At 64.9% G+C, this 18,395-nt stretch carries 20 protein-coding genes; 13 read left to right on the forward strand and 7 right to left on the reverse strand.

Annotation, left to right across the window (positions count from 1 at the left end):
• Positions 1-54 precede the first annotated feature (54 nt).
• The 7 genes from AB4099_RS21735 (at position 55) to AB4099_RS21765 (ending at position 6,278) form a co-directional block, all read left to right on the forward strand.
• A complete protein-coding gene (locus AB4099_RS21735; protein WP_441479589.1) occupies positions 55-1,161 on the forward strand; it encodes a class I mannose-6-phosphate isomerase in 1,107 nt (368 codons plus the stop codon).
• Positions 1,158-3,443 (forward strand): glycosyltransferase family 4 protein, encoded by a 2,286-nt coding sequence (locus AB4099_RS21740; protein ID WP_441479590.1) that lies wholly within the window; start codon positions 1,158-1,160, stop codon positions 3,441-3,443. Before AB4099_RS21735 ends, AB4099_RS21740 begins: the two co-directional genes overlap by 4 nt.
• Positions 3,436-4,779 carry a glycoside hydrolase family 130 protein gene (locus AB4099_RS21745; RefSeq protein WP_441479591.1) on the forward strand — a complete coding sequence of 448 codons (1,344 nt, stop codon included), beginning with the start codon at positions 3,436-3,438 and terminating at the stop codon, positions 4,777-4,779. The genes AB4099_RS21740 and AB4099_RS21745 overlap by 8 nt, the downstream gene beginning before the upstream one ends.
• Before the next feature lie 319 nt (positions 4,780-5,098).
• Positions 5,099-5,407 (forward strand): hypothetical protein, encoded by a 309-nt coding sequence (locus tag AB4099_RS21750; protein ID WP_113511245.1) that lies wholly within the window; start codon positions 5,099-5,101, stop codon positions 5,405-5,407.
• Positions 5,391-5,612, forward strand: coding sequence for a hypothetical protein (locus AB4099_RS21755; protein WP_113511240.1), 222 nt, complete (start codon positions 5,391-5,393; stop codon positions 5,610-5,612). The genes AB4099_RS21750 and AB4099_RS21755 overlap by 17 nt, the downstream gene beginning before the upstream one ends.
• A 65-nt stretch (positions 5,613-5,677) precedes the next feature.
• Positions 5,678-5,938: a hypothetical protein gene (locus AB4099_RS21760; RefSeq protein ID WP_113511234.1), complete on the forward strand. Its 261-nt coding sequence runs from the start codon at positions 5,678-5,680 to the stop codon at positions 5,936-5,938.
• A gap of 31 nt (positions 5,939-5,969) precedes the next feature.
• Positions 5,970-6,278 carry a hypothetical protein gene (locus AB4099_RS21765; RefSeq protein ID WP_441479592.1) on the forward strand — a complete coding sequence of 103 codons (309 nt, stop codon included), beginning with the start codon at positions 5,970-5,972 and terminating at the stop codon, positions 6,276-6,278.
• 121 nt (positions 6,279-6,399) lie between these two features.
• Here AB4099_RS21765 and AB4099_RS21770 read toward each other — a convergent pair whose 3' ends face one another.
• The 4 genes from AB4099_RS21770 to AB4099_RS21785 all read right to left on the reverse strand — a co-directional run bounded on the left by AB4099_RS21770 (position 6,400) and on the right by AB4099_RS21785 (position 9,933).
• Positions 6,400-7,506, reverse strand: coding sequence for an extracellular catalytic domain type 1 short-chain-length polyhydroxyalkanoate depolymerase (locus AB4099_RS21770; protein WP_441479593.1), 1,107 nt, complete (start codon positions 7,504-7,506; stop codon positions 6,400-6,402).
• 14 nt (positions 7,507-7,520) lie between these two features.
• The gene (locus AB4099_RS21775; RefSeq protein ID WP_441479594.1) at positions 7,521-7,913 is read right to left on the reverse strand and encodes a CopG family transcriptional regulator; all 393 of its coding nucleotides are present in this window, start codon (positions 7,911-7,913) and stop codon (positions 7,521-7,523) included.
• Between the two features lie 200 nt (positions 7,914-8,113).
• Complete coding sequence (locus tag AB4099_RS21780) at positions 8,114-9,355, reverse strand: NAD(P)/FAD-dependent oxidoreductase (RefSeq protein ID WP_113511220.1); 1,242 nt, start codon at positions 9,353-9,355, stop codon at positions 8,114-8,116.
• Between the two features lie 74 nt (positions 9,356-9,429).
• On the reverse strand, positions 9,430-9,933 hold the full coding sequence (locus AB4099_RS21785; RefSeq protein WP_113511217.1) for a YciE/YciF ferroxidase family protein: 504 nt from the start codon (positions 9,931-9,933) through the stop codon (positions 9,430-9,432).
• A 155-nt stretch (positions 9,934-10,088) separates the two neighbouring features.
• On the opposite strand from AB4099_RS21785, the gene AB4099_RS21790 reads away from it, so the two are divergent.
• From AB4099_RS21790 to AB4099_RS21800, 3 genes are all read left to right on the forward strand, one after another.
• Positions 10,089-10,388, forward strand: a complete 300-nt coding sequence (locus AB4099_RS21790; protein ID WP_113511215.1) for a PepSY domain-containing protein — start codon at positions 10,089-10,091, stop codon at positions 10,386-10,388.
• A 56-nt stretch (positions 10,389-10,444) separates the two neighbouring features.
• Positions 10,445-10,981 carry a general stress protein gene (locus tag AB4099_RS21795; RefSeq protein ID WP_441479595.1) on the forward strand — a complete coding sequence of 179 codons (537 nt, stop codon included), beginning with the start codon at positions 10,445-10,447 and terminating at the stop codon, positions 10,979-10,981.
• 135 nt (positions 10,982-11,116) lie between these two features.
• Entirely contained in the window at positions 11,117-11,602 is a 486-nt protein-coding gene (locus AB4099_RS21800) for a pyridoxamine 5'-phosphate oxidase family protein (RefSeq protein ID WP_113511208.1), read from the forward strand.
• Between the two features lie 72 nt (positions 11,603-11,674).
• Here AB4099_RS21800 and AB4099_RS21805 read toward each other — a convergent pair whose 3' ends face one another.
• The 3 genes from AB4099_RS21805 to AB4099_RS21815 all read right to left on the reverse strand — a co-directional run bounded on the left by AB4099_RS21805 (position 11,675) and on the right by AB4099_RS21815 (position 14,245).
• Complete coding sequence (locus tag AB4099_RS21805; RefSeq protein WP_441479596.1) at positions 11,675-13,111, reverse strand: NAD(P)/FAD-dependent oxidoreductase; 1,437 nt, start codon at positions 13,109-13,111, stop codon at positions 11,675-11,677.
• A 101-nt stretch (positions 13,112-13,212) separates the two neighbouring features.
• Positions 13,213-13,557 carry a RidA family protein gene (locus tag AB4099_RS21810; RefSeq protein WP_043240509.1) on the reverse strand — a complete coding sequence of 115 codons (345 nt, stop codon included), beginning with the start codon at positions 13,555-13,557 and terminating at the stop codon, positions 13,213-13,215.
• A gap of 67 nt (positions 13,558-13,624) precedes the next feature.
• A complete protein-coding gene (locus AB4099_RS21815) occupies positions 13,625-14,245 on the reverse strand; it encodes a helix-turn-helix domain-containing protein (RefSeq protein WP_441479597.1) in 621 nt (206 codons plus the stop codon).
• Positions 14,246-14,545: 300 nt separating this feature from the next.
• Between AB4099_RS21815 and AB4099_RS21820 the strand changes: the two genes are divergently transcribed.
• Genes AB4099_RS21820 through AB4099_RS21830 form a run of 3 tightly spaced genes read left to right on the forward strand, consistent with a single transcriptional unit; the run spans position 14,546 to position 18,145 of the window.
• Positions 14,546-16,231, forward strand: coding sequence for a peptide ABC transporter substrate-binding protein (locus tag AB4099_RS21820; RefSeq protein ID WP_441479598.1), 1,686 nt, complete (start codon positions 14,546-14,548; stop codon positions 16,229-16,231).
• Between the two features lie 47 nt (positions 16,232-16,278).
• Positions 16,279-17,232 carry an ABC transporter permease gene (locus tag AB4099_RS21825; RefSeq protein ID WP_113511205.1) on the forward strand — a complete coding sequence of 318 codons (954 nt, stop codon included), beginning with the start codon at positions 16,279-16,281 and terminating at the stop codon, positions 17,230-17,232.
• A gap of 37 nt (positions 17,233-17,269) precedes the next feature.
• Positions 17,270-18,145 carry an ABC transporter permease gene (locus tag AB4099_RS21830; protein WP_441479599.1) on the forward strand — a complete coding sequence of 292 codons (876 nt, stop codon included), beginning with the start codon at positions 17,270-17,272 and terminating at the stop codon, positions 18,143-18,145.
• Positions 18,146-18,395: the final 250 nt, after the last annotated feature.

The raw sequence follows: 18,395 nt of genomic DNA on the forward strand, positions 1-18,395 counted from the left end.
TCGCCTGCCGAACCAGGCCGGAAGCCCGCTCCAACCATGGAGCGGGCTTTGGCCATGACGATGCGCGCAAGCCGCGCAACGATGCCGCTCGCGATGGGGCCCGCCCCCTCAAGACCTGCGCCATTGATACTGTCGCCGACCATTGCCGCATCGATCGACAGCCGTCGCTCGATCACTGGCGATGTGAACCAGGAGACCGATATGGCGCTCGAACAGGCCTGCGTGCAGGCGATGCCCAAACCCTGGGGGTCGACCGATCTCCTGCCCTGGAGCGCGATCGAGCCTGACGGCGCCGCGATCGGCGAGCTCTGGTTTCAACGCCGCGACATGCACGCGACCGAGCCCGCCCTGCTGCTCAAATTGTTGTTCACGCAAGAAGCCTTGTCGATCCAGGTGCATCCGGACGACGCCTTCGCGCAAGCGCTGGGACTGGCTCGCGGCAAGACCGAAGCCTGGTACATCCTCGCCGCCACGCCGGATGCGATGGTCGGCGTCGGGCTGAAAGCGCCCTGTACGGCCGTAGAACTGCGCGCTGCCATCACCGATGGGTCGATCACCGAGCTCGTGCAATGGCGAAGGGCCTGCAAGGGCGACGTCATCTTCGTGCCGGCCGGAACGATCCACGCCATCGGGCCCGGGCTCGTCCTCGCGGAAATCCAGCAGCGGAGCGATACGACATTCCGCCTGTTCGACCATGGCCGCCAGCGCGAGCTTCACATCGAGCACGGCGTTGCCGCCGCCCATCCCGGCCCGGCCGAGCTGCAAGCGCCGGCGCGTCATCTCGGCAATGGCAGGACCCTGCTCGTCGCGAGCCCGCATTTCGTCCTCGAACGGTTCGATCTGGCTTCAGGATCGGCCTGGAACCTCAGTGCAACCCGAGAAACCTGGCTGGTCGTCATCGCTGGCGCCGCCAGCCTCGGATCGTTCCCGGTGGGTATCGGCCAGGGCTGCTTCATCGAGGCCGACAGCGTGCGCATCGAGGCGGGGCGCGACGGCCTGACCTGCCTGGTGGCCTATGACGCGGCAAGTCCCTGCCCCGACCTTCTGCATGACGTCTCTGCGCGCGATGCGCGTGCGCCAGGCGATGCCGTTTCCCAGCCGCCCCTGCCGCTCCCCGCACTGGCGGGTCCGTCCAACCCTTTCACGGAGGCCCGAGCATGAGCCCACTCCACCGCATTGCCTTCATCGGCAACTCGCTTCCGCGTCGCTGCGGAATCGCCACCTTCACCACGGACCTGCAACAGGCGGTCGCTTCATCGGGCACGGATCTCGAAACCTCGATCGTGGCCATGAACGACCATGGTCATGCCTACGACTACCCACGTTCCGTCCACTATCAGGTCAGCGATGACCGGATCGAGGAGTATGCAGGGGCCGCCGACTTCCTGAATGATGGCCGGTTCGACGTCGTCTCGCTCCAGCATGAGTTCGGCATTTTCGGCGGAGAGGCCGGCGGGCACATCATGGCGCTGCTGTCGCGCCTGAAAATGCCGGTCGTCACCACGCTCCACACCGTCCTGTCCGAGCCCACGCCTGTGCAGCGTGACGTCATGGAGCGGATCGTCGACGCCTCGGCGCGGGTCGTCGTCATGGCCGAGAAGGCGCGCGATCTGCTGCGGACAGTCTACCGGCTCCCTGCCGATAAGATCGAGGTGATCGCACACGGCATCCCCGACTTCGCCTTTCTCGCACCGGACGACGCCAAGGCCAGGCTCGGATTCAGCGGCCGCTCCGTCATCCTGACCTTCGGCCTGCTCTCGCCCAACAAGGGCATCGAGGTGATGATCGACGCGATGCCTGCGATCCTGCGGCGTCGCCCCGATGCGGTCTATGTGGTCCTGGGGGCAACGCATCCCAATCTGGTCCGCGAGCAAGGCGAGGCCTATCGTGCCAGCCTGATGAACCGCGTGCGCGAACTCGGCGTCGAGGATCATGTGATCTTTCTCGACCAGTTCGTCGACCAGGCGACCCTGCTCGGCTTCATCTCGATGTGCGATGTCTATGTCACGCCCTATCTCAACGAGGCGCAAATGACATCGGGCACGCTGGCCTACAGTTTCGGCCTCGGGAAGGCCGTCGTCTCGACGCCCTACTGGCACGCTCAGGAGCTGCTCGCTGACGGGCGCGGCATTCTGGTGCCGTTCGGCGACGCCGTTGCCATCGGCGACGAGATCGCGGGACTTCTGACCGATATCGACAGGCGCCAGGCGATGCGGCTGCGGGCCTATGCCAGCAGCCGTTCGATGACCTGGGAGCGAACCGCCAAGCGCTATCTCGCCGCGTTCGAGACGGCACGTCGGGGCCGGATTCTGAGCGTTGTCACCGGCACGGCCATGACAACGCCCCCGCCGCAGATGCCGGCTCCCCCGGAGATGCAGACAGGCCATTTCCTGTGCATGTGCGACGACACCGGATTGTTCCAGCACGCCGTTCATTCCGTGCCGGATCGCGCACATGGCTACTGCGTCGACGACAATGCCCGCGCGCTGCTCCTCGCCTGCACATTGAACAGCACCGGCGAACGGCACCTGGCGGAGGCCCTGACAGCCCGCTTCGCATCCTTCGTCCAGCACGCCTGGAATCCCGACATGCGGCGCTTTCGCAATTTCATGAGCTTCGACCGCCGCTGGCTGGAAGAGATCGGTTCGGAGGACAGCCATGGACGAACGCTCTGGGCGCTGGGCGAATGCGCACGCAGCGATGTCAGCCCCTCGCGCCGGCAATGGGCGGCCGCCCTGTTCGCACAAGCTCTGCCTGTCGTCGAGAGTTTCACCTCGCCGCGCGCCTGGGGCTTCACCCTGCTCGGCCTCGACGCCTATTGCGCCGTCGCCGGGGCGCCGCCAACCGCGATCTGGCTGCGCACGCTGCTTGCCGACCGCCTGCTCGGCTTGCTCTCGGCGGTCGAGACACCGAGCTGGGTGTGGTTCGAAGACGGACTTTCCTATGACAATGCGCGCCTGCCGCAAGCGCTGATCGCAACCGGAGCGTCCATGCAGGTTCCAGGCTATCTAGAGGCCGGATTGCGCTCCCTGCGCTGGCTCGCGGACCTGCAGACGACGCCGGCGGGCTTGTTCAGGCCTGTCGGCTCCGACAGCTTTGGCGACAAGCGCCGCGCGCCCAGGTCCTTCGACCAGCAGCCGCTGGAGGCCACGGCGACAATCTCGGCCTGCCTCGCGGCCTGGCGCGCCGATGGCGATCCGCATTGGCGGACCGAGGCCGCCCGCGCCTTCGCCTGGTTCCTGGGCCATAACGACCTCTCTGCGCCGCTGGTCGATCTGGACACCGGCGCCTGCCGTGACGGCCTGCACCGCGACCGGGCAAATGAGAACCGCGGCGGCGAATCCGTGGTATCCTATCTTCTCAGCCTCGCCGAGATTCGCCAGCAGGCCCGCATCAGCGGGGACCGCCCGAAACTGGCGCCGCTTCGGGCCTTGCATGCCTGAGCCTTCGGCGATCGCGCACAAACAGACCGGGGTCGACTTGTCCCAACCCGCCTTCCTGAATCGCCAGGCCCTGTATTTGCGCCCCGATCCCTCCAGAGTCGTCGTGCGCCGGTTCGGCCCCACGGCCGAGCCGAGGGACCTCAACCCCGTCGACAAGATCCGGGCGAACCATATCGTCGACCGGGTCCTGGCGCTGGATTGCGATACGGCCGAGAGCCTGCTCGCCGATGTGCTGGAGAATTTCAAAGGCCGGCACCGCAACCTGCTGGAAAAATTCGAGCAGCGCGCGGACGAGATGGAGGATGCCTTCGCAACGCATTGCGACTTCACCAGGATTCAGCGTCAGCTGGTCGGCGCCTATTTCCTGCATGAATATTCGTTCGAGGCAGCGGCTCTCTTCAACCCGAGCATCGTTTCCCACCCCGATCAGTCCGGCGCGCCTCCAGGCGGGCGCCGCTTCATCCTGAGCGTTCGCGCGGTTGGCGAGGGGCATATCTCGTCGCTGACCTTCCGCTCCGGCTCGATCGCCAGCGACGGCAGCGTCAGCGTCGATCCGACATCGCGCCTGGCCTCGATCGCCACCTTGCGCAACCGCATGGCCCGTCTCGACGGCAACGATGTCGAGGTCGTCTTTTCGCCCGATGGCGACATCAGCGAGCGGGTGATCTTTCCCATTACCGCATCCCAATCGAACGGCATCGAGGACGCGCGCTTCGTCGCGTTCGACGAAGCTGGGAGGACGGTGTTCCGGGCGACCTACACCGCCTATGACGGCCGGGCGATCCGTTCCGAACTGATCGAGACCAGCGATTTCCTGTCGTTTCGGATGTCGCCGCTACGGGGGACGGCCGCCACGAACAAAGGCATGGCGCTGTTCCCCCGCAAGATTGGTGGTCGCTACGCCATGATTGCGCGGCAGGACAACGAGAACCTCTATCTCATCTATTCCGATGACCTTTTCACCTGGGACGGCGGTGTCGTGATCCTGAAGCCGCAATTCCCCTGGGAGTTCGTCCAGATCGGCACCTGCGGATCCCCGATCGAGCTCGACGAGGGCTGGCTGCTATTGACCCATGGTGTCGGGCCAGTCCGGAAATATGCGATCGGAGCAGTTCTTCTCGACAAGCAGGATCCGTCGAAAGTCCTCGCGCGTTCCCGCGAGCCACTGGTGCGGCCGGAGCCGTCCGAACGCGAAGGCTATGTTCCCAACGTCGTCTACACCTGCGGCGCAATACGCCATAACGACCATATCGTCCTGCCCTATGCGGTCTCCGATACGTTCTGCAATTTCGCGACGATCAGGATCGCTGCGCTCATGCAAGCCATGGAACACTAGGATCTCGTTCAGGCACGGGCTCGCGCGGGAGCCTGCCAACGGGCGCGAGCAGGCTTGGAGAAGATCACGGGTTGGCTTTCTCAGAGTAAGCGTCACCCCCTTTCATGCACCACACCTTCGCTCAGCAAAACCAAACCGAGCAAAGAATGGTTCAGTGAAGAGATTTTAGCCCTACTCTGGTCGATGCGCTAAGATGACGCGGCCTTGACGCTTGCATATTTACTAAAAGAGGCGCGTAGTTAATTGTCGCCTCCCTTCAAAATGGACCGAGAGCGAGTCGCGGCGCCGATGTGGTGCCGGCCGACACTGGATTTTCGTCTTGCAAGGCAATGGCCAGATCATCTGGCGCGACGGCACGCGTCAGCCGGCATCGTACAGCTTCAGACCGTCACTCAATGCCACGGACATGTGTTCCGGGCATTTTGCCGCGAACCTGAGCCGGACAGACCCACTGCAGTTCGCCTTTCCGATCCATCTGATCCGGGATGACGGAGATTTCGTGGACCTTCTGATCATGGGCCATCGCGACGACGGGGCGGTGTTCATCGGTCATCTGGCTTCACCGGCGAATGAAGAGGCGCGCAATGGATCGGGCATCAAGGAAACACGTCATGACAACCGACTATAAGGCAGGCGATGTCATCAGCCTGGCCTTCGGCTTCCTCGACAGGACCGGGCTTGGACAATACGAGATCCTGCGGGTGCTTCCGGCGAGCGAAAACGGACAACGGCAATACCGGGTGCGGGGGGCCGATGGTCACGAGCGCGCCATCGAAGAGTTCCAGATCCGGGCCGGCGTCACGCAAGTGACCCCTTTCGGCAACCTGAAATAGCTGCGGCGCTCTGACAGTCGAGCGGGCGACCCTGATATCATCGGCAGGGATGACAGGTGCGGATCATGACGGACCGGACCACTGAAACGGAGATCACCTTCAGCCACCCCTTCAGGTTGAGTGCCCTGTCGCATCCTCAGCCGGCCGGCACCTATCGCGTTGTCACCGACGAGGAAGAGATCGTCGGGCTGTCGTTCCGTGCCTTCCGCCGCACCGCCACGATGCTGCAGATCCCGGCCATCGAATTCTCACGCGGCTCCTCGCAAATCATCCTCGTGGATCCGATCGAACTTACAGCCGCGCTGGAGAAGGATAAGCAGGCTTAGTCCCGCCTATGAACCGTGAAGTGAAACGATCATGCGTTATCTCGGTGGAATCTCGGGGCGCGGTGCCCTCCTGAGCCACGGCATCAAGATCGGCCGTGCGTCCTACGATTTTGAAGGCTTTTTCCAGGATCCCATCGGGGTCACCAGTTGTGGCGAGCTTCGGCTGGCCTTTCCCGCACTCAAGACCGTGTTCGGTCACACGGATGTGCAGTTGCTGACCGATGATGGTCATCTGCTCGATCTCCGTTTCACTTATCGGGAGTTTCCGCCGACACGCGGCGTCGCCCATGTCGATGTGACAGGGGATCTGCCTGCCGCGCCGCAGAATTGGCACCATTGACCGGTTCGGGCGGCCAGCGGCGCGGGCGTTTGCCAGAAGCTTCCTTATCAGCCACGCGGCTTCGAGATCGGGGGCTTTTTCCCGCGCCCTCCCCGCCAGCATGCGAGAAGAGACGATCCCGTCAGGTTTCCAGGAAGAACCGGATCATCTCGCGCGAAGCCTCCGGCCCCGACGCATCGGTGAAGCTTCCCGTCCCGTCCCCGCCGGACCAGGCGTGGCCGGCCCCCTGGACCAGCCAGTATTCCGTGGTGGCGGGGCCATGGGCGGGCCCGACCAGCGTGCGCGTGACATGCCGGCCGTTGACGACGGTATCGGTCATCAACTCCGCCATTTCACCACCGCGAGCCCGTGCCCGAGCAAACAGCGTCTCGCCGTTGGAGGGGTGAACCGTGGCATCGGCCGTGCCGTGGAAGATAATCTGCCGGCTGGCGTTTGCCCTCGCCCGGGATGGCGTCTTCGCGTTGCCCTTCATCGCCGCGAAGGCCGACATGACGTCGCTTGCGGCCCCGTGGGGAAGGCCGGAATGAATGCCGGCGGCCGCAAAGATGTCAGGATAGGTCGAGGACAGCACATCGGCCATCGCGCCGCCCGCAGACAGGCCGGCGACAAAGACCCGCGCGTGATCGATGCCGAACTCGGCGGCGAGTTCCTGGGCCAAGCCCGCGAGAACCGCCGGCTCTCCCGTTCCGCGCTGCTGATGGCGCGGATCGAACCAGTTCCAGCAGCCCTGGGCGTTGGCCGAACGTGGTTGGTGGGGATAGGCGACGATGATGCCAAACTCGTCGGCGAGCCGGTTCATCCGGGTTCCCCGCGCAAAATCATTGGGGTCCTGCGTGCAGCCATGCAGCATCACGACGAGAGCGGGTTCCCGGCCGGCATGATCCGCCGGCACGTAGAGCTTGTAGGCCAACGCTCCGGCGGCGTTGCGAAAGCTGCGCGAGCGAAAGCGCTCGTCCTCCTCTGCCGGGCCAGGCTGGCGACGCGCCGGGCCGGGCTGATCGGCGAAGCGCGCCCGCTCGCTTCGCAGCGATTGCAGGATGTCGCCGAGGCCGCGCCGGGCATGAGCCGTCGCCTCGCCCCCGCCCCCCTCGCTATCGTCAGGACGCTGCGGGGATTGAGCAGGCCGCCCGGAGAGCGCGCGCTGCAGGGCCGCGGCCGCCCCCGCAACATCGGCACTCCTGAGGCGTGTCATGGCTTCGCCAACGGCGGAGCGGAGGTGCATGGTCATGTGTGTCAGCCTTTTCATGCCAGCCTGTCGGACAGGGCAGCCTTGATTTCGGGAGAGGCATGCAGCGCGCCGAGCACCGTCAGGGAGGCGATCGTCTCCCTGGCGAGTTCGGGGGAGACGTCCGGTTCAATGACAGCGAGGCCGAGCACGCGAATTTCCAGGCGTTCTCCTGCGGCCTTGGCCGCTTCGAGATCGCGCCTTGTGAAGACGCGCAGGCCAAGTTCGAGTGACAGCCGCGTCGTCGCCTGCGCCGCGACATCGGCATGGGTCGAAAGCTGGTTTCTGACCGCGGTGCGAATGAAGTCCGAGCGGTTTGAATAGAAGCCGTCCCTGACGAGCAGGTCGATGCGCCCGAGATCGACGAAGCCGAGATTGAGCGTGAGTTTCTCGCTATCGGGCGTTTTCATTTCAGCATCCATATACCATCCATATGGCTGGTATATGGATGCTGAAATATGGAACACAAGAGGGACTGGGCATCACCGCCTCAGTCGCGGAAAGCAGCGAGGCGCCGTATCGCCATGAAAATCATGCGCGTCGTGCAGGGGGCAGACGGCGTGCACAAGCGTCCAGCCGCACGAGATCATGGCTGCCGCTTCATCGGATCTCACGCCATCGGCAACGGCCGGTCGATAGCGAGATCGTCGTACCAATCCTCGCGATCCCCGCTAATCATCTTCGCCAGGATGCGCGAAGCGAGAAAGCTGAAGGTGATGCCGTTGCCACCATAGCCGTAGGCGGCGAAGATCGCGGGATAGCCGGGCACCTGCCCTATCAACGGCAAGCCGTCCAAGGTTTCGCCGAACGCTCCCGACCAGACGAATTCCGCGGTCGCGTTTGCCGCCGGCCGCAGCAGCCTGAGCTTCATGAGGATCGCCTCGGCCTTGGCCGGCATCAATGCGTCCCGCTCCGAGGGCTCGGTAACATCTTCATCGTCCTCGCCCCCGACAATGATGCGATTGTCCCCGGTGGTGCGGGCATAGAGGTAGTCGTCCGACGCTTCCCAGATCAGGACGCCGTCGCGCCAGAGCGCCTCCGGCGCCTGAGGCGGCGTTGCGATCGCCCAGCTCGATGCTGTCTTGTGCAGCTCCGTCCGGACGAAATCGGGCATGACATAGCCAGTCGCCAGGACGACCTGCCGGGCCTGGATCTCGTGACCATTATCAAGCGCGACGACGACGCCATGGCCGAAACTGTTGTAGCCGACCGCCTCGGCGTCATAGAGCGCGGCGCCATGGCTCAGCGCATCCGCAATCAAGGCGTGGGCCAGAAGCAAAGGGTCGGCATCGGCGGAACCGGGCGAGATGATCGCGGCCTCGCGGTCGAAATCGAACTCTCGCTTCAAGGTGAAGTAGTCGAGATAGGCCCCGGGCAGGCCGGCGCGCTCGCGCAACCGGTGCTCGGCCAGGAGTTCGCCAGCGCCGGCGCCGCCGCCCGCGATATAGAGCGAGCTTCGGTGCCGGAAAGCGCAGCCGAGAGCGAGTTCGTCGACCAGCGACTTGAGGCCCGAGACAGCCTGCAGGCTGCGACGATAGATGTTGGCTGCGCGGTCGAAGCCGTAGAAAGCCGTCAGCTCCCCAAGTGGACAGTCGATCTCCCATTGCAACATCGCCGTGCTGGCGGCCGTGCTGCCGAAGCCGGCGCGCTCCCGGTCGATCATGGTGACCTTATGCCCGAGCCGCGTCAGGTGCTGCGCCACAAGTGCCCCTGTGATGCCGGCGCCGATGACGAGGACGTCGCATTGCAGGCTGCGGTCGAGCGTCACGCGCACCTTGCGCCTGAAACCCGCCATCCAGGGCGGGTGTCCGCCGCGAAGATCGTCCTGCTCAGTGGTGTCAGCTTCGAACATAGCTTGCCGATCAGTAAACGACGCATGAAAGCGGCCCCGACAGGCTTGCCGTCGGGGCCCGATGGGCGGTTCGCTCAGGCCGCCTTGGCAACAGCTGCAGTATTGGCGGGGCCGCCAAGCTGCGTCAGCGCCTTGTCCGTCCGGGTCTCCTCGGCAAGGGTCGCGTCGAGCAGCTTGACAGCATCCTTATGGCCGAGCTGCTGGGCCCACGCCTTCAGGGTGCCGTAGCGCGCCATCTCGTAATGCTCGACCGCCTGCGCGGAGGCGACGAGGCCCGCGTCCAGGGCCGGGCTGTCGGCATAGTCTTCCATCACGGCCTTGCCCTCCTCGAGAATCCCGAGGATGGCGTCGCAGGTCTTGGCGCGGGGCGCCTTGCCGATCAGGTCAAAGACCTCGCTCAGGCGTTCGACCTGGCCTTCGGTCTCGGTCCTGTGCGTCTCGAACGCCTTCTTCAGCTCGGGCGAAGTGGCAGCCTTGGCCATCTTCGGCAGCGCCTTCAGGATCTGCTTTTCGGCATAATAAACGTCCTTGAGCATGTCGTGGAACAGCTCGTCGAGTGGCTTCGGTGTCGGGGCCATGGTTGTTCTCCAGCGATTTCGGGATAGCGCTGGCCCAACGGACGACGGAGCCGTCTGTTCCGTCCGGACGAAGTATTTATTTACGGAACTCTCTGCCGGTCAGGCCAGTTGATCCGACATCAGGCCGTACACTCACGAACCTGCGGAGAATAACCATGAAAAAGCTTCTCATCGTTTCGATGATCGCATCAGTGACTGCTTTCGGCGCCGTCGCGCAGACTTCGACGACGTCACCAATGCCGGCACCAAAGGCCGACGCGGACAAGAACGCCCCGCTTCCCGGCGCCAATAGCTTCACCGAAGGGCAGGCCAAGAGCCGGCTTGAAGCCAATGGCTATTCGGACGTGACCGGTCTGAAGAAGGACAAGGACGGCGTCTGGAAGGGCATGGCCACGAACGCCGGCGCCAAGGTCACTGTCTCCGTCGATTATCGCGGCAACATCGTCCGCCACTGAGCAGGCCATGTCCTTCTCACACCGCGCATCCTGATCTCACAGCACAAGAGGCTACCATGACCCGCACCATCACCCGTTCCTACGATACCTATGAAACCGCACGCTCGGTCGTCACCCGACTGGAAGAGGCCGGCGTCGCCAGCAGCGATATCAGCGTCATCGGTCGCGACGAAACATCAACCGAGAGCAATGCGGCCGAGGGCGCCGGCATCGGCGCCGGCGTCGGCGGCGCGGCCGGCCTGCTCGCTGGCCTGGGCATTCTCGCGATTCCCGGCATCGGCCCGGTGGTGGCGGCCGGCTGGTTAGCCTCGACAGCGGCCGGAGCGGTCGCAGGCGCGGCTGCCGGCGGGATCGTCGGATCCTTCACCAGCGCCGGCGTCGACAAGGCCGAAGCGGAATATCATGCCGAGACGGTGCGCCGCGGCGGCTCGGTCGTCGCGGTCAGGGCCGAGCCCGAGCACGAAGCCACCGTCGAAGCCATCATGGATGGCGCCATGCCGATCGACCGCAGCACCCGCGAGGCGGAATATCGCGCCGACGGCTGGAGCCGTTTCGACGAGACCGCCACGCCCTACCGTCCGCCCGTCGTCTAAGGGCGGAACCGGAAACCCCGCGGCCTTGCCGCGGGGTTTTTGCGCTGGTTTGCCAGTGCCGATCAGCTGGACCATGGCCGTCGCCCGGCCATTCCAAGCACAGACATTCAAACGCGCAGAAGCAGGAGGAATGCCATGCCGACGCCAAGCGAACTGGAAGCGAAATTCTGGAAAGCCCTGAAGTCAGACATGACCGTGATGCTTGGCCTCGCCGGCTCCGAGCAGGGCCATACCCGCCCGATGACGGCGCAGCTCGAGGCCGATCACGGACCGATATGGTTCTTCGCCTCCCGCGACACCGAGCTGGTCAAGGCGCTCTCCGCCGGCAAGCCCGCAGCCTTCAGCCTGGTCTCAAAGGGCCATGACCTGTTCGTCTCGGTCGAGGGCGATCTCATGATCGATATGGACCGTCAGGTCATCGACCGGCTTTGGAACAGCTTCATTGCGGCCTGGTTCGAAGGCGGCAAGGAGGATCCCAATCTCGCCCTGCTGCGCTTCGACCCGAGCAGCGCCGAAATCTGGGAGAACGCCAACAACCTGGTGGCCGGGATCAAGATGCTGCTCGGCGTCGACCCCAAGGACGATTACCGTGACAAGGTCGCCAAGGTCCGGCTGGGCTAGCCGGTCCCCGACCTCTGCCTGGACTCCCGCAGCACACAGGACGCGGGTGATGCGCGCGCCGGAGCGCGGCTCTCACCGCGTGCCGATGCGCAGGCCGAAGAGTTTCGGGATCGCCGCCGCAGCGCTCATGCCCAAGCCGGGGCGCTCGCCCCTCTCCTCGGCCTCCTCGCATCCGATGATGCCCCAGCGCACCAGCCGGCCGCCGACGGCACGGAACGGCTCGGGCGGCAGCGAGGGAAGGCTGCGGGTGCACAAGGGCAGGCTCGCCCAGTCGTCCCTGGCATTCAGGACCAGCGAGGCCAGGCATTGCCCGCCGATATAGGTCGGGTTCACGCCGTGGCCGGAATAGCCGCAGCCATAATGGATGCGCGTACCCGGCACGGTGCGGAAGAATGGCAACCGATCGGAGGAGACGTCGATGCCACCGCCCCAGATCTTGGCGATGCCGACATTGGCGAAGCCCGGCAGCAGCCTGCGAAGCCCCTTCTCGGCCCTGGCGGCCGAGGCGAGGTCGATGGTAAGGCGCGGATCACGCGCATTGCCGCCGAAGCTGATCGGACCGGAGCCCGAGCCCATTAGGATGCGCCCGTCGACCGTCTTGCGGAAATAGTGGACGAACATCCTGAGATCCGCGAGCCCCTCATCGCGGGTCCAGCCCATCGCGGCGAGCTTCTCGGGGGCTGGATCGGTCATCAGTGCAAAGGAGGAGAAGACGCTGACATGCGGTTTCACCTCCGGACGCGTCGCCAGCTCGGTATTGGTGGCGAGCACGACTTCGCGGGCAATGATCTCGCCGTCCGGGGTGCGCAGGCGGCTGGGCGTGCCGGCATCGAGCGCGACCATCGGGGTGTTCTCGAAGACGGAAACGCCGGCATCGATCACGGCCCGCCGCAGTTCGCGCGCCAATCTGGCAGGCTGAACTGTTGCGCCCTCGGCCAGGTAGACGCCGCCGCGGAACACCGGCGAGCGGCAATAGGCAGCCACCTCGTCGGGCGAGAGCTCATGGGCCATATCCGGCACGCCAAGACGCCGGGCGGTCTCGACATACCCCTTGATCTTGGCATCCTGCGCCGGCGAGGCCGAGACGCGGATGCTGGCGCCGTCGCGCCACCAGACATCGCGACCGGGAGCCGTCGCGAAGGCGCGGATCGCGTCCTGGGCGCGGGCGCCGGCGCGGGCGACCGCCAGCGCACCATCGGCGCCTATATTGCCTTCCATCCCGGCGAGCGAGCCCCAATAGCCCGAAACCTTGCCGCCGTTCTTGCCGCTCGCGCCCGAGCCGCAGCGCGAGGCCTCGATCAGGGCGATCGAGAGCTGCGGTGCCCGCTCCTTCAGGGCCAGCGCGGTCCACAGCCCAGTGAAGCCGCCACCGACGATCGCCACATCGACCGTGATGCTCCCCGACAGGGGCGCTGAATCCGGCCGGCCTGCTTCAGCGCTGATGGCCTCGATGAACCACCAGGACGGGTCGCCGGGGACGACGCTCGGAAGGGCAGATGACTGAGGCATGGCGGGCCGCTTGCGCTGGAGGACGCGAGGATTTGGGGACACGCGGCTTTGGGGGACGCGCGAAAAGTCCGCCGCGATCGCTCGCGGCGGACTTCTGAGGCTCAGGCGAGGGCCTGGACCTGGATCTCGACGAGAATGTCGTCCGCAGCCAGGCGCGACTCGACGGTCGCCCGTGCCGGCGGCTGCTTCGGGTCGACCCAGGCTTCCCAGGCCGCGTTCATCTCGTTGAAGGTGCTGATGTCCTTCAGCCAGATATTGCCGACGACGATGCGGGTCTTGTCCGTACCGGCCATCGCCAGATAGGCGTCGATCTGGGCGAGGATATCGGCGGTCTGTTCCTTGACGCCGCCGCTGCGGTCCTTGGCGGTGAGGCCCGACAGGAAGGCAAATCCGTTGGCGACCAGCACCTTGCTGAGACGGCCGGTGACTTCGTGACGCGTGATCATGTTTCCTCTGGGTCTGCTGGAATGGCAGGCGAAGGCGGCCTTGCCGGCCCCGCCTGATACGATCGCCCTACAGGTGCGATTCCCGGATATTGATGATCCAGATCAGCTTCGCCTCGCTCGCGGAACGGTTGACGACCTGATGCGGAATGGTGCTGGGGAACTGGAAGCTGTCCCCTTCGCCGATTTCGAAGACCTCGTCGCCGATGCTGAGCTCAACCCGGCCGGAGAGGACATAGCCGCCCTTGTCGCCGGGCCCGCTCAGGAAACTGCCGCTCTCGGCGCCTGGCGGTACGGTGAGGATCATGAAGCGCAGCTCGTTATTGTCGCGCGGCGACAACAACTCCTTGGTCAGCTGATTGGTGCCGACGACGATGCGCGGGCGATTGGCCTGGCGCCGGACATATTGCGACTCGCGGGCTGGTTCGGCCGCGTCGCTTTCCAGGAACGACCAGAGCGTGACGCCAAGTGCGGCGCGCAGCTTCTGCAGCGTGCTGACCGAGGGGTTGGAGGCGCCGCGTTCGATCTGACTGATGCTGCCGGAGGAAACGCCCGCCTTCGCCGCCAGCTCCAGGATCGTCAGCCCACGCTCGGCCCGCAGGGCTCGCAGCCGCTGCCCGATCCTCATGGCCTCGAGCTGCTCGTCGCTGTCGACGTCGGCGTTCTCGGCGGGCAGCACTGTATCCGGCATGGGGTCCCAGGAAGCGATTGAAGACCCACAAACGATATGATGATGAAAATGCCCGCGCAACCATTTTGATGAAAATCGGATGATTTATAAAAATATCATTTGGATACAATGTGTTGCTGAAATTATCGGCTGTACTTACCGCATTTTCAGCCTCACAGCCCTTGACGCCCGATATCATATGATGAAGATTTTTAGCCGAATGAAGCCCATTTTGAAAATGGGTCACCGCTTGCGTTCATTATCATGATGATGCCTTTCAGCCCCCAGCTGGAAGCGGTTGCCTTGGGAGAGGGAAGCACGATGCGAGACATTCACGATCCACGGCTGGTTTCGAACTGGAGCCTGAACCGGCGCGCGCTCTTCGGCCTCGGCGCCGGCGCGCTTGCCGCGACCTCCGGCCTTGCCGCGCGGGCCCAGACGGCGGCCAAGCCCACGGCCCCGCCGCCGGCCAAGCCGACCGGCGTCGTCGTGGTCGGGCTCTCGCAGGAGCCGGTTTCATTCAATCCGCTGATGCCCGGCGTCGAGGTCGACGAAGTCGTCTGGACGAGCGTCTTCAACTCGCTCTGGGTCGCGGAACCCGATGGCACGCTTCGCCCGGACCTCGCGGTCGCGGTACCGAGCGAAGGCAATGGCGGCATCTCCGAGGGCGGCCTCGCCTGGACCGTGAAGCTCCGCGACGACGTGAAATGGCATGACGGCACGGCCTTCACCGCCGAGGACGTCAAATACTCCCTGGAACTGATCAATTCGGCGGGGTTCAAGGCACGCACGCGCGTCGGCCATGCCTTCGTCCGGGATATCGTGATCAAGGGCCCGCACGAGATCTCGTGGCGGATGGAAAAGGCCTACGCGCCTTATCTCGCGATGCTGGCGAACACGCATATCGTGCCCAAGCATATCCTGAGCAAGGCAGCCGACCCGAACACGGCGCCGTTCAACAATGCCCCCGTCGGCACCGGCCCGTTCCGCTGGGGCACGCGGCAGCCCGGCGACAACATCACGCTCGTCGCCTATGAGGGCTATCATGGCGACGGCCCCTATCTCGAGAAAGCCGTCCTCAAATACATCCCGGACCTGACGGCGCTCTATGCCCAATTCCGCACCGGCCAGGTCGACCTCGTCATCATCTCCGGTATCCCCGCGAATTTCTACCAGGAGGCGATCAAGCTTCCCGGCCGCAAGGTGGCGGTCGCGCCGAGCGGCAATCTCGAGATCATCATGCCGAATCTCGGCAACAAGGTTTTTGCCGAGAAAGCCGTGCGGCATGCGCTCTATGCGGCAATGGACAAGCAGGCGATCATCGACGCGATCTATTACGGCGTGCCGAAGCCGACGGAATCCTTCGCCCCACGCGAATCCTGGGCCTTCAATCCTGCCCTCCCCGTCCAGCAGCGCGATCTTGCCCGGGCCAACAAGCTGCTTGACGACGCGGGCTGGAAGCGCTCCAGCTCGGGCACGCGCATGAAGAACGGCGTGCCGCTGGAATTTGCGGTCTCGACGACGACGGGCAACCAGTTGCGCGAGCAATGCCAGCAGCTGATCCAGCAGGACTGGCAGCAGGTCGGCGCGAAGATGACGATCAACAACATGCCGGCGGCCGTGATCTGGGGCGAGTTCTACGTGCGCTCCAAATTCGAGTCGCTGCTGGTCGGCACGACCTTCCGCACCGGTGTCGACCCCGACCCGGCCTCGCGCTTCGCCTCCGACGCGATTCCGGTCAAGGGCGGCAGCGGCGGCAACTACATGCAGTGGGAGAACGCCGAGGCCGATGCGCTGATGAAGGAAGGCCAGGAAACCTTCGATCAGGAGAGGCGCAAGGCGATCTATTTCAGGCTGCAGGAGATCGTCCGCGAGGAGCTGCCGATCCTGCCGATTTTCCAATACGCGCCGATCGAGGGCGTGAAGGAAGGCCTGATCGGCTATCGCCCCAATATCAACCAGCGCCAGAACGCCTGGAACATGGGCAGCTGGTACTGGGCCAAATGATTGGGGCGAAGTGAGATGAAGCGCGGAGCGGCCGGGAGAACGGCGCCATGATCGGATTCCTCCTGCGCCGCCTCGGCCAGGCGCTCTTGCTGCTGCTCATCGTCTCGGTGATCGGCTTCGCCATCCTGCATCTCGCGCCGGGCGGGCCGCTCTCGCAATTCGCCGCGGGCGGTGACATGACCCAGGCCGATCTCGACCGCATCGCGGAACAGCTCGGCCTGAACCGGCCACTCCCCGTGCAATACGCGGAATGGCTCTGGCGCATGCTGAGCGGCGACTGGGGCCGGTCCTATCGCGACCAGCAGCCGGTGCTGCACGTCATCGGCTCACATATCGGCGCGACGCTGGAGCTGATGCTGACCTCGACGCTGCTCGCCATGCTGCTCGGCGCCTGGGTCGGCATCCTCGGCGCGATCAAGCGCTATTCGATCTTCGACTCGCTGGCGACCATCGGCGCGATGATCGCGCTCTCGATCCCGACCTTCTGGTTCGGCCTCGTCATCATCTATGTCTTCTCGGTCGGCCTCGGCTGGCTGCCCGCCGGCAACCGCTACACGGTCGGCGACGGCTCCTTCCTGAACCAGCTGCATCACCTGATCGGACCCTGCATCGTGCTGGCGCTGGTCTCGACCGCGGTCTGGAGTCGCTACATGCGCTCTTCGATGCTCGACGTGATCAACCAGGATTTCGTGCGCACCGCCCGCGCCAAGGGCGTGCCGGAACGGAGCATCCTGCTGCGGCACGTGCTGCGCAACGCGCTGCTCCCGATGATCACGATCACCGGCCTGCATGTGCCGACGCTGCTGTCGGGCGCGCTCGTCACCGAGACGGTGTTCACCTGGCCCGGCATGGGCCGGCTCTTCCTCGATTCGATCAGCTACCGCGACTATCCCGTGGTGATGGGCATCCTGATGTTCTCCGCCATCCTGGTGCTGCTCGGCAGCCTGATCGCCGACCTGCTCTACGGCGTCGCCGATCCGCGCATCGCCGGAAGCCACTGATGAGCCAGATGTCACCGATGAGCGAGAGGCGCCCTTCATGAGCATGGCCGAACCGATGCTTGCGCCCGCACCCGGCTTCTGGAACAGCCCGGGCATGCGGCGCTTCCGGCGCCACAGGCTCGCGGTCTTCGGGGCTGCGACCATCCTCCTGCTCACGCTGGCCTGCATCATCGGGCCAATGCTGCTGCCCTATACCGACACCTTCATCGACATCCGCTCGCGCTTCGCGCCGCCCTTCTCCGGCCCGCATATCCTCGGCACCGATCCGCTCGGGCGCGACATCCTCGCGCGGCTCCTGATGGCGGGGCGGATCTCGCTCGCCGTCGGCTTCTCGGCTATGGCGATCGCGATGGCGATCGGCATCGTGGTCGGCTTGGTCGCGGGCTTCTACGAGGGGGCCCTGGGCGCTGCCCTGATGCGGCTCGTCGACGCGATGCTGTGCTTCCCCTCGATCTTCCTGCTGCTGGCGATCTCGGCGCTGATCCAGCCCTCCGTGCCCTCGATCGTGCTGCTGATCGCGATGACCTCCTGGATGGAGGTCGCCCGTGTCGTCGAGGCGCAGATCCGCTCGCTCAAGACCAGGGAATTCGTGCAGGCCTCGATCTCCTTCGGGGCCAGCAGCAAGCGCACCATGTTCCGTGTCCTGCTGCCCAATGCGGTCGCGCCGATCGTGGTCGCCGCGACGCTCAACGTCGCGCATGCGATCCTTGCGGAAAGCTACATCTCGTTCCTGGGCTTCGGCATCCAGCCGCCGACGCCGAGCTGGGGCAACATGCTCGAAAGCGCCCAGAGCTACCTGACCAGCGCGCCCTGGCTGGCGATCATCCCCGGCGCCGCGATCACGCTTGCGGTCACATCCTTCAACTTCATCGGAGATGGACTTCGCGACGCGCTCGATGCGCGACAGGATTGAGCGGCAGGGTTTGTCGGCACCCCGCTGGCGCGCGAGGAGCGCCCGGCACTCAGGCTTGCGCGCTCAAGCCGGCGGGCGCGCATTGCTGATCAAAGAAGACCTCGCAGAAACGTTGCGAAAGCGCTGGTGTCGAGCCCCTTGGCGTCACGCGGCGCAATCGACACTGGAGATTCTCTCGCGACGCCCTCCTACAACCATCAAACAATCGTATGTATTTCCATATAATAGAATCGGTATAATCAGTCTTAAT

It is taken from the genome of Allobosea sp. 2KB_26, assembly GCF_052115715.1.
Taxonomy (GTDB): Bacteria; Pseudomonadota; Alphaproteobacteria; order Rhizobiales; family Beijerinckiaceae; genus Allobosea.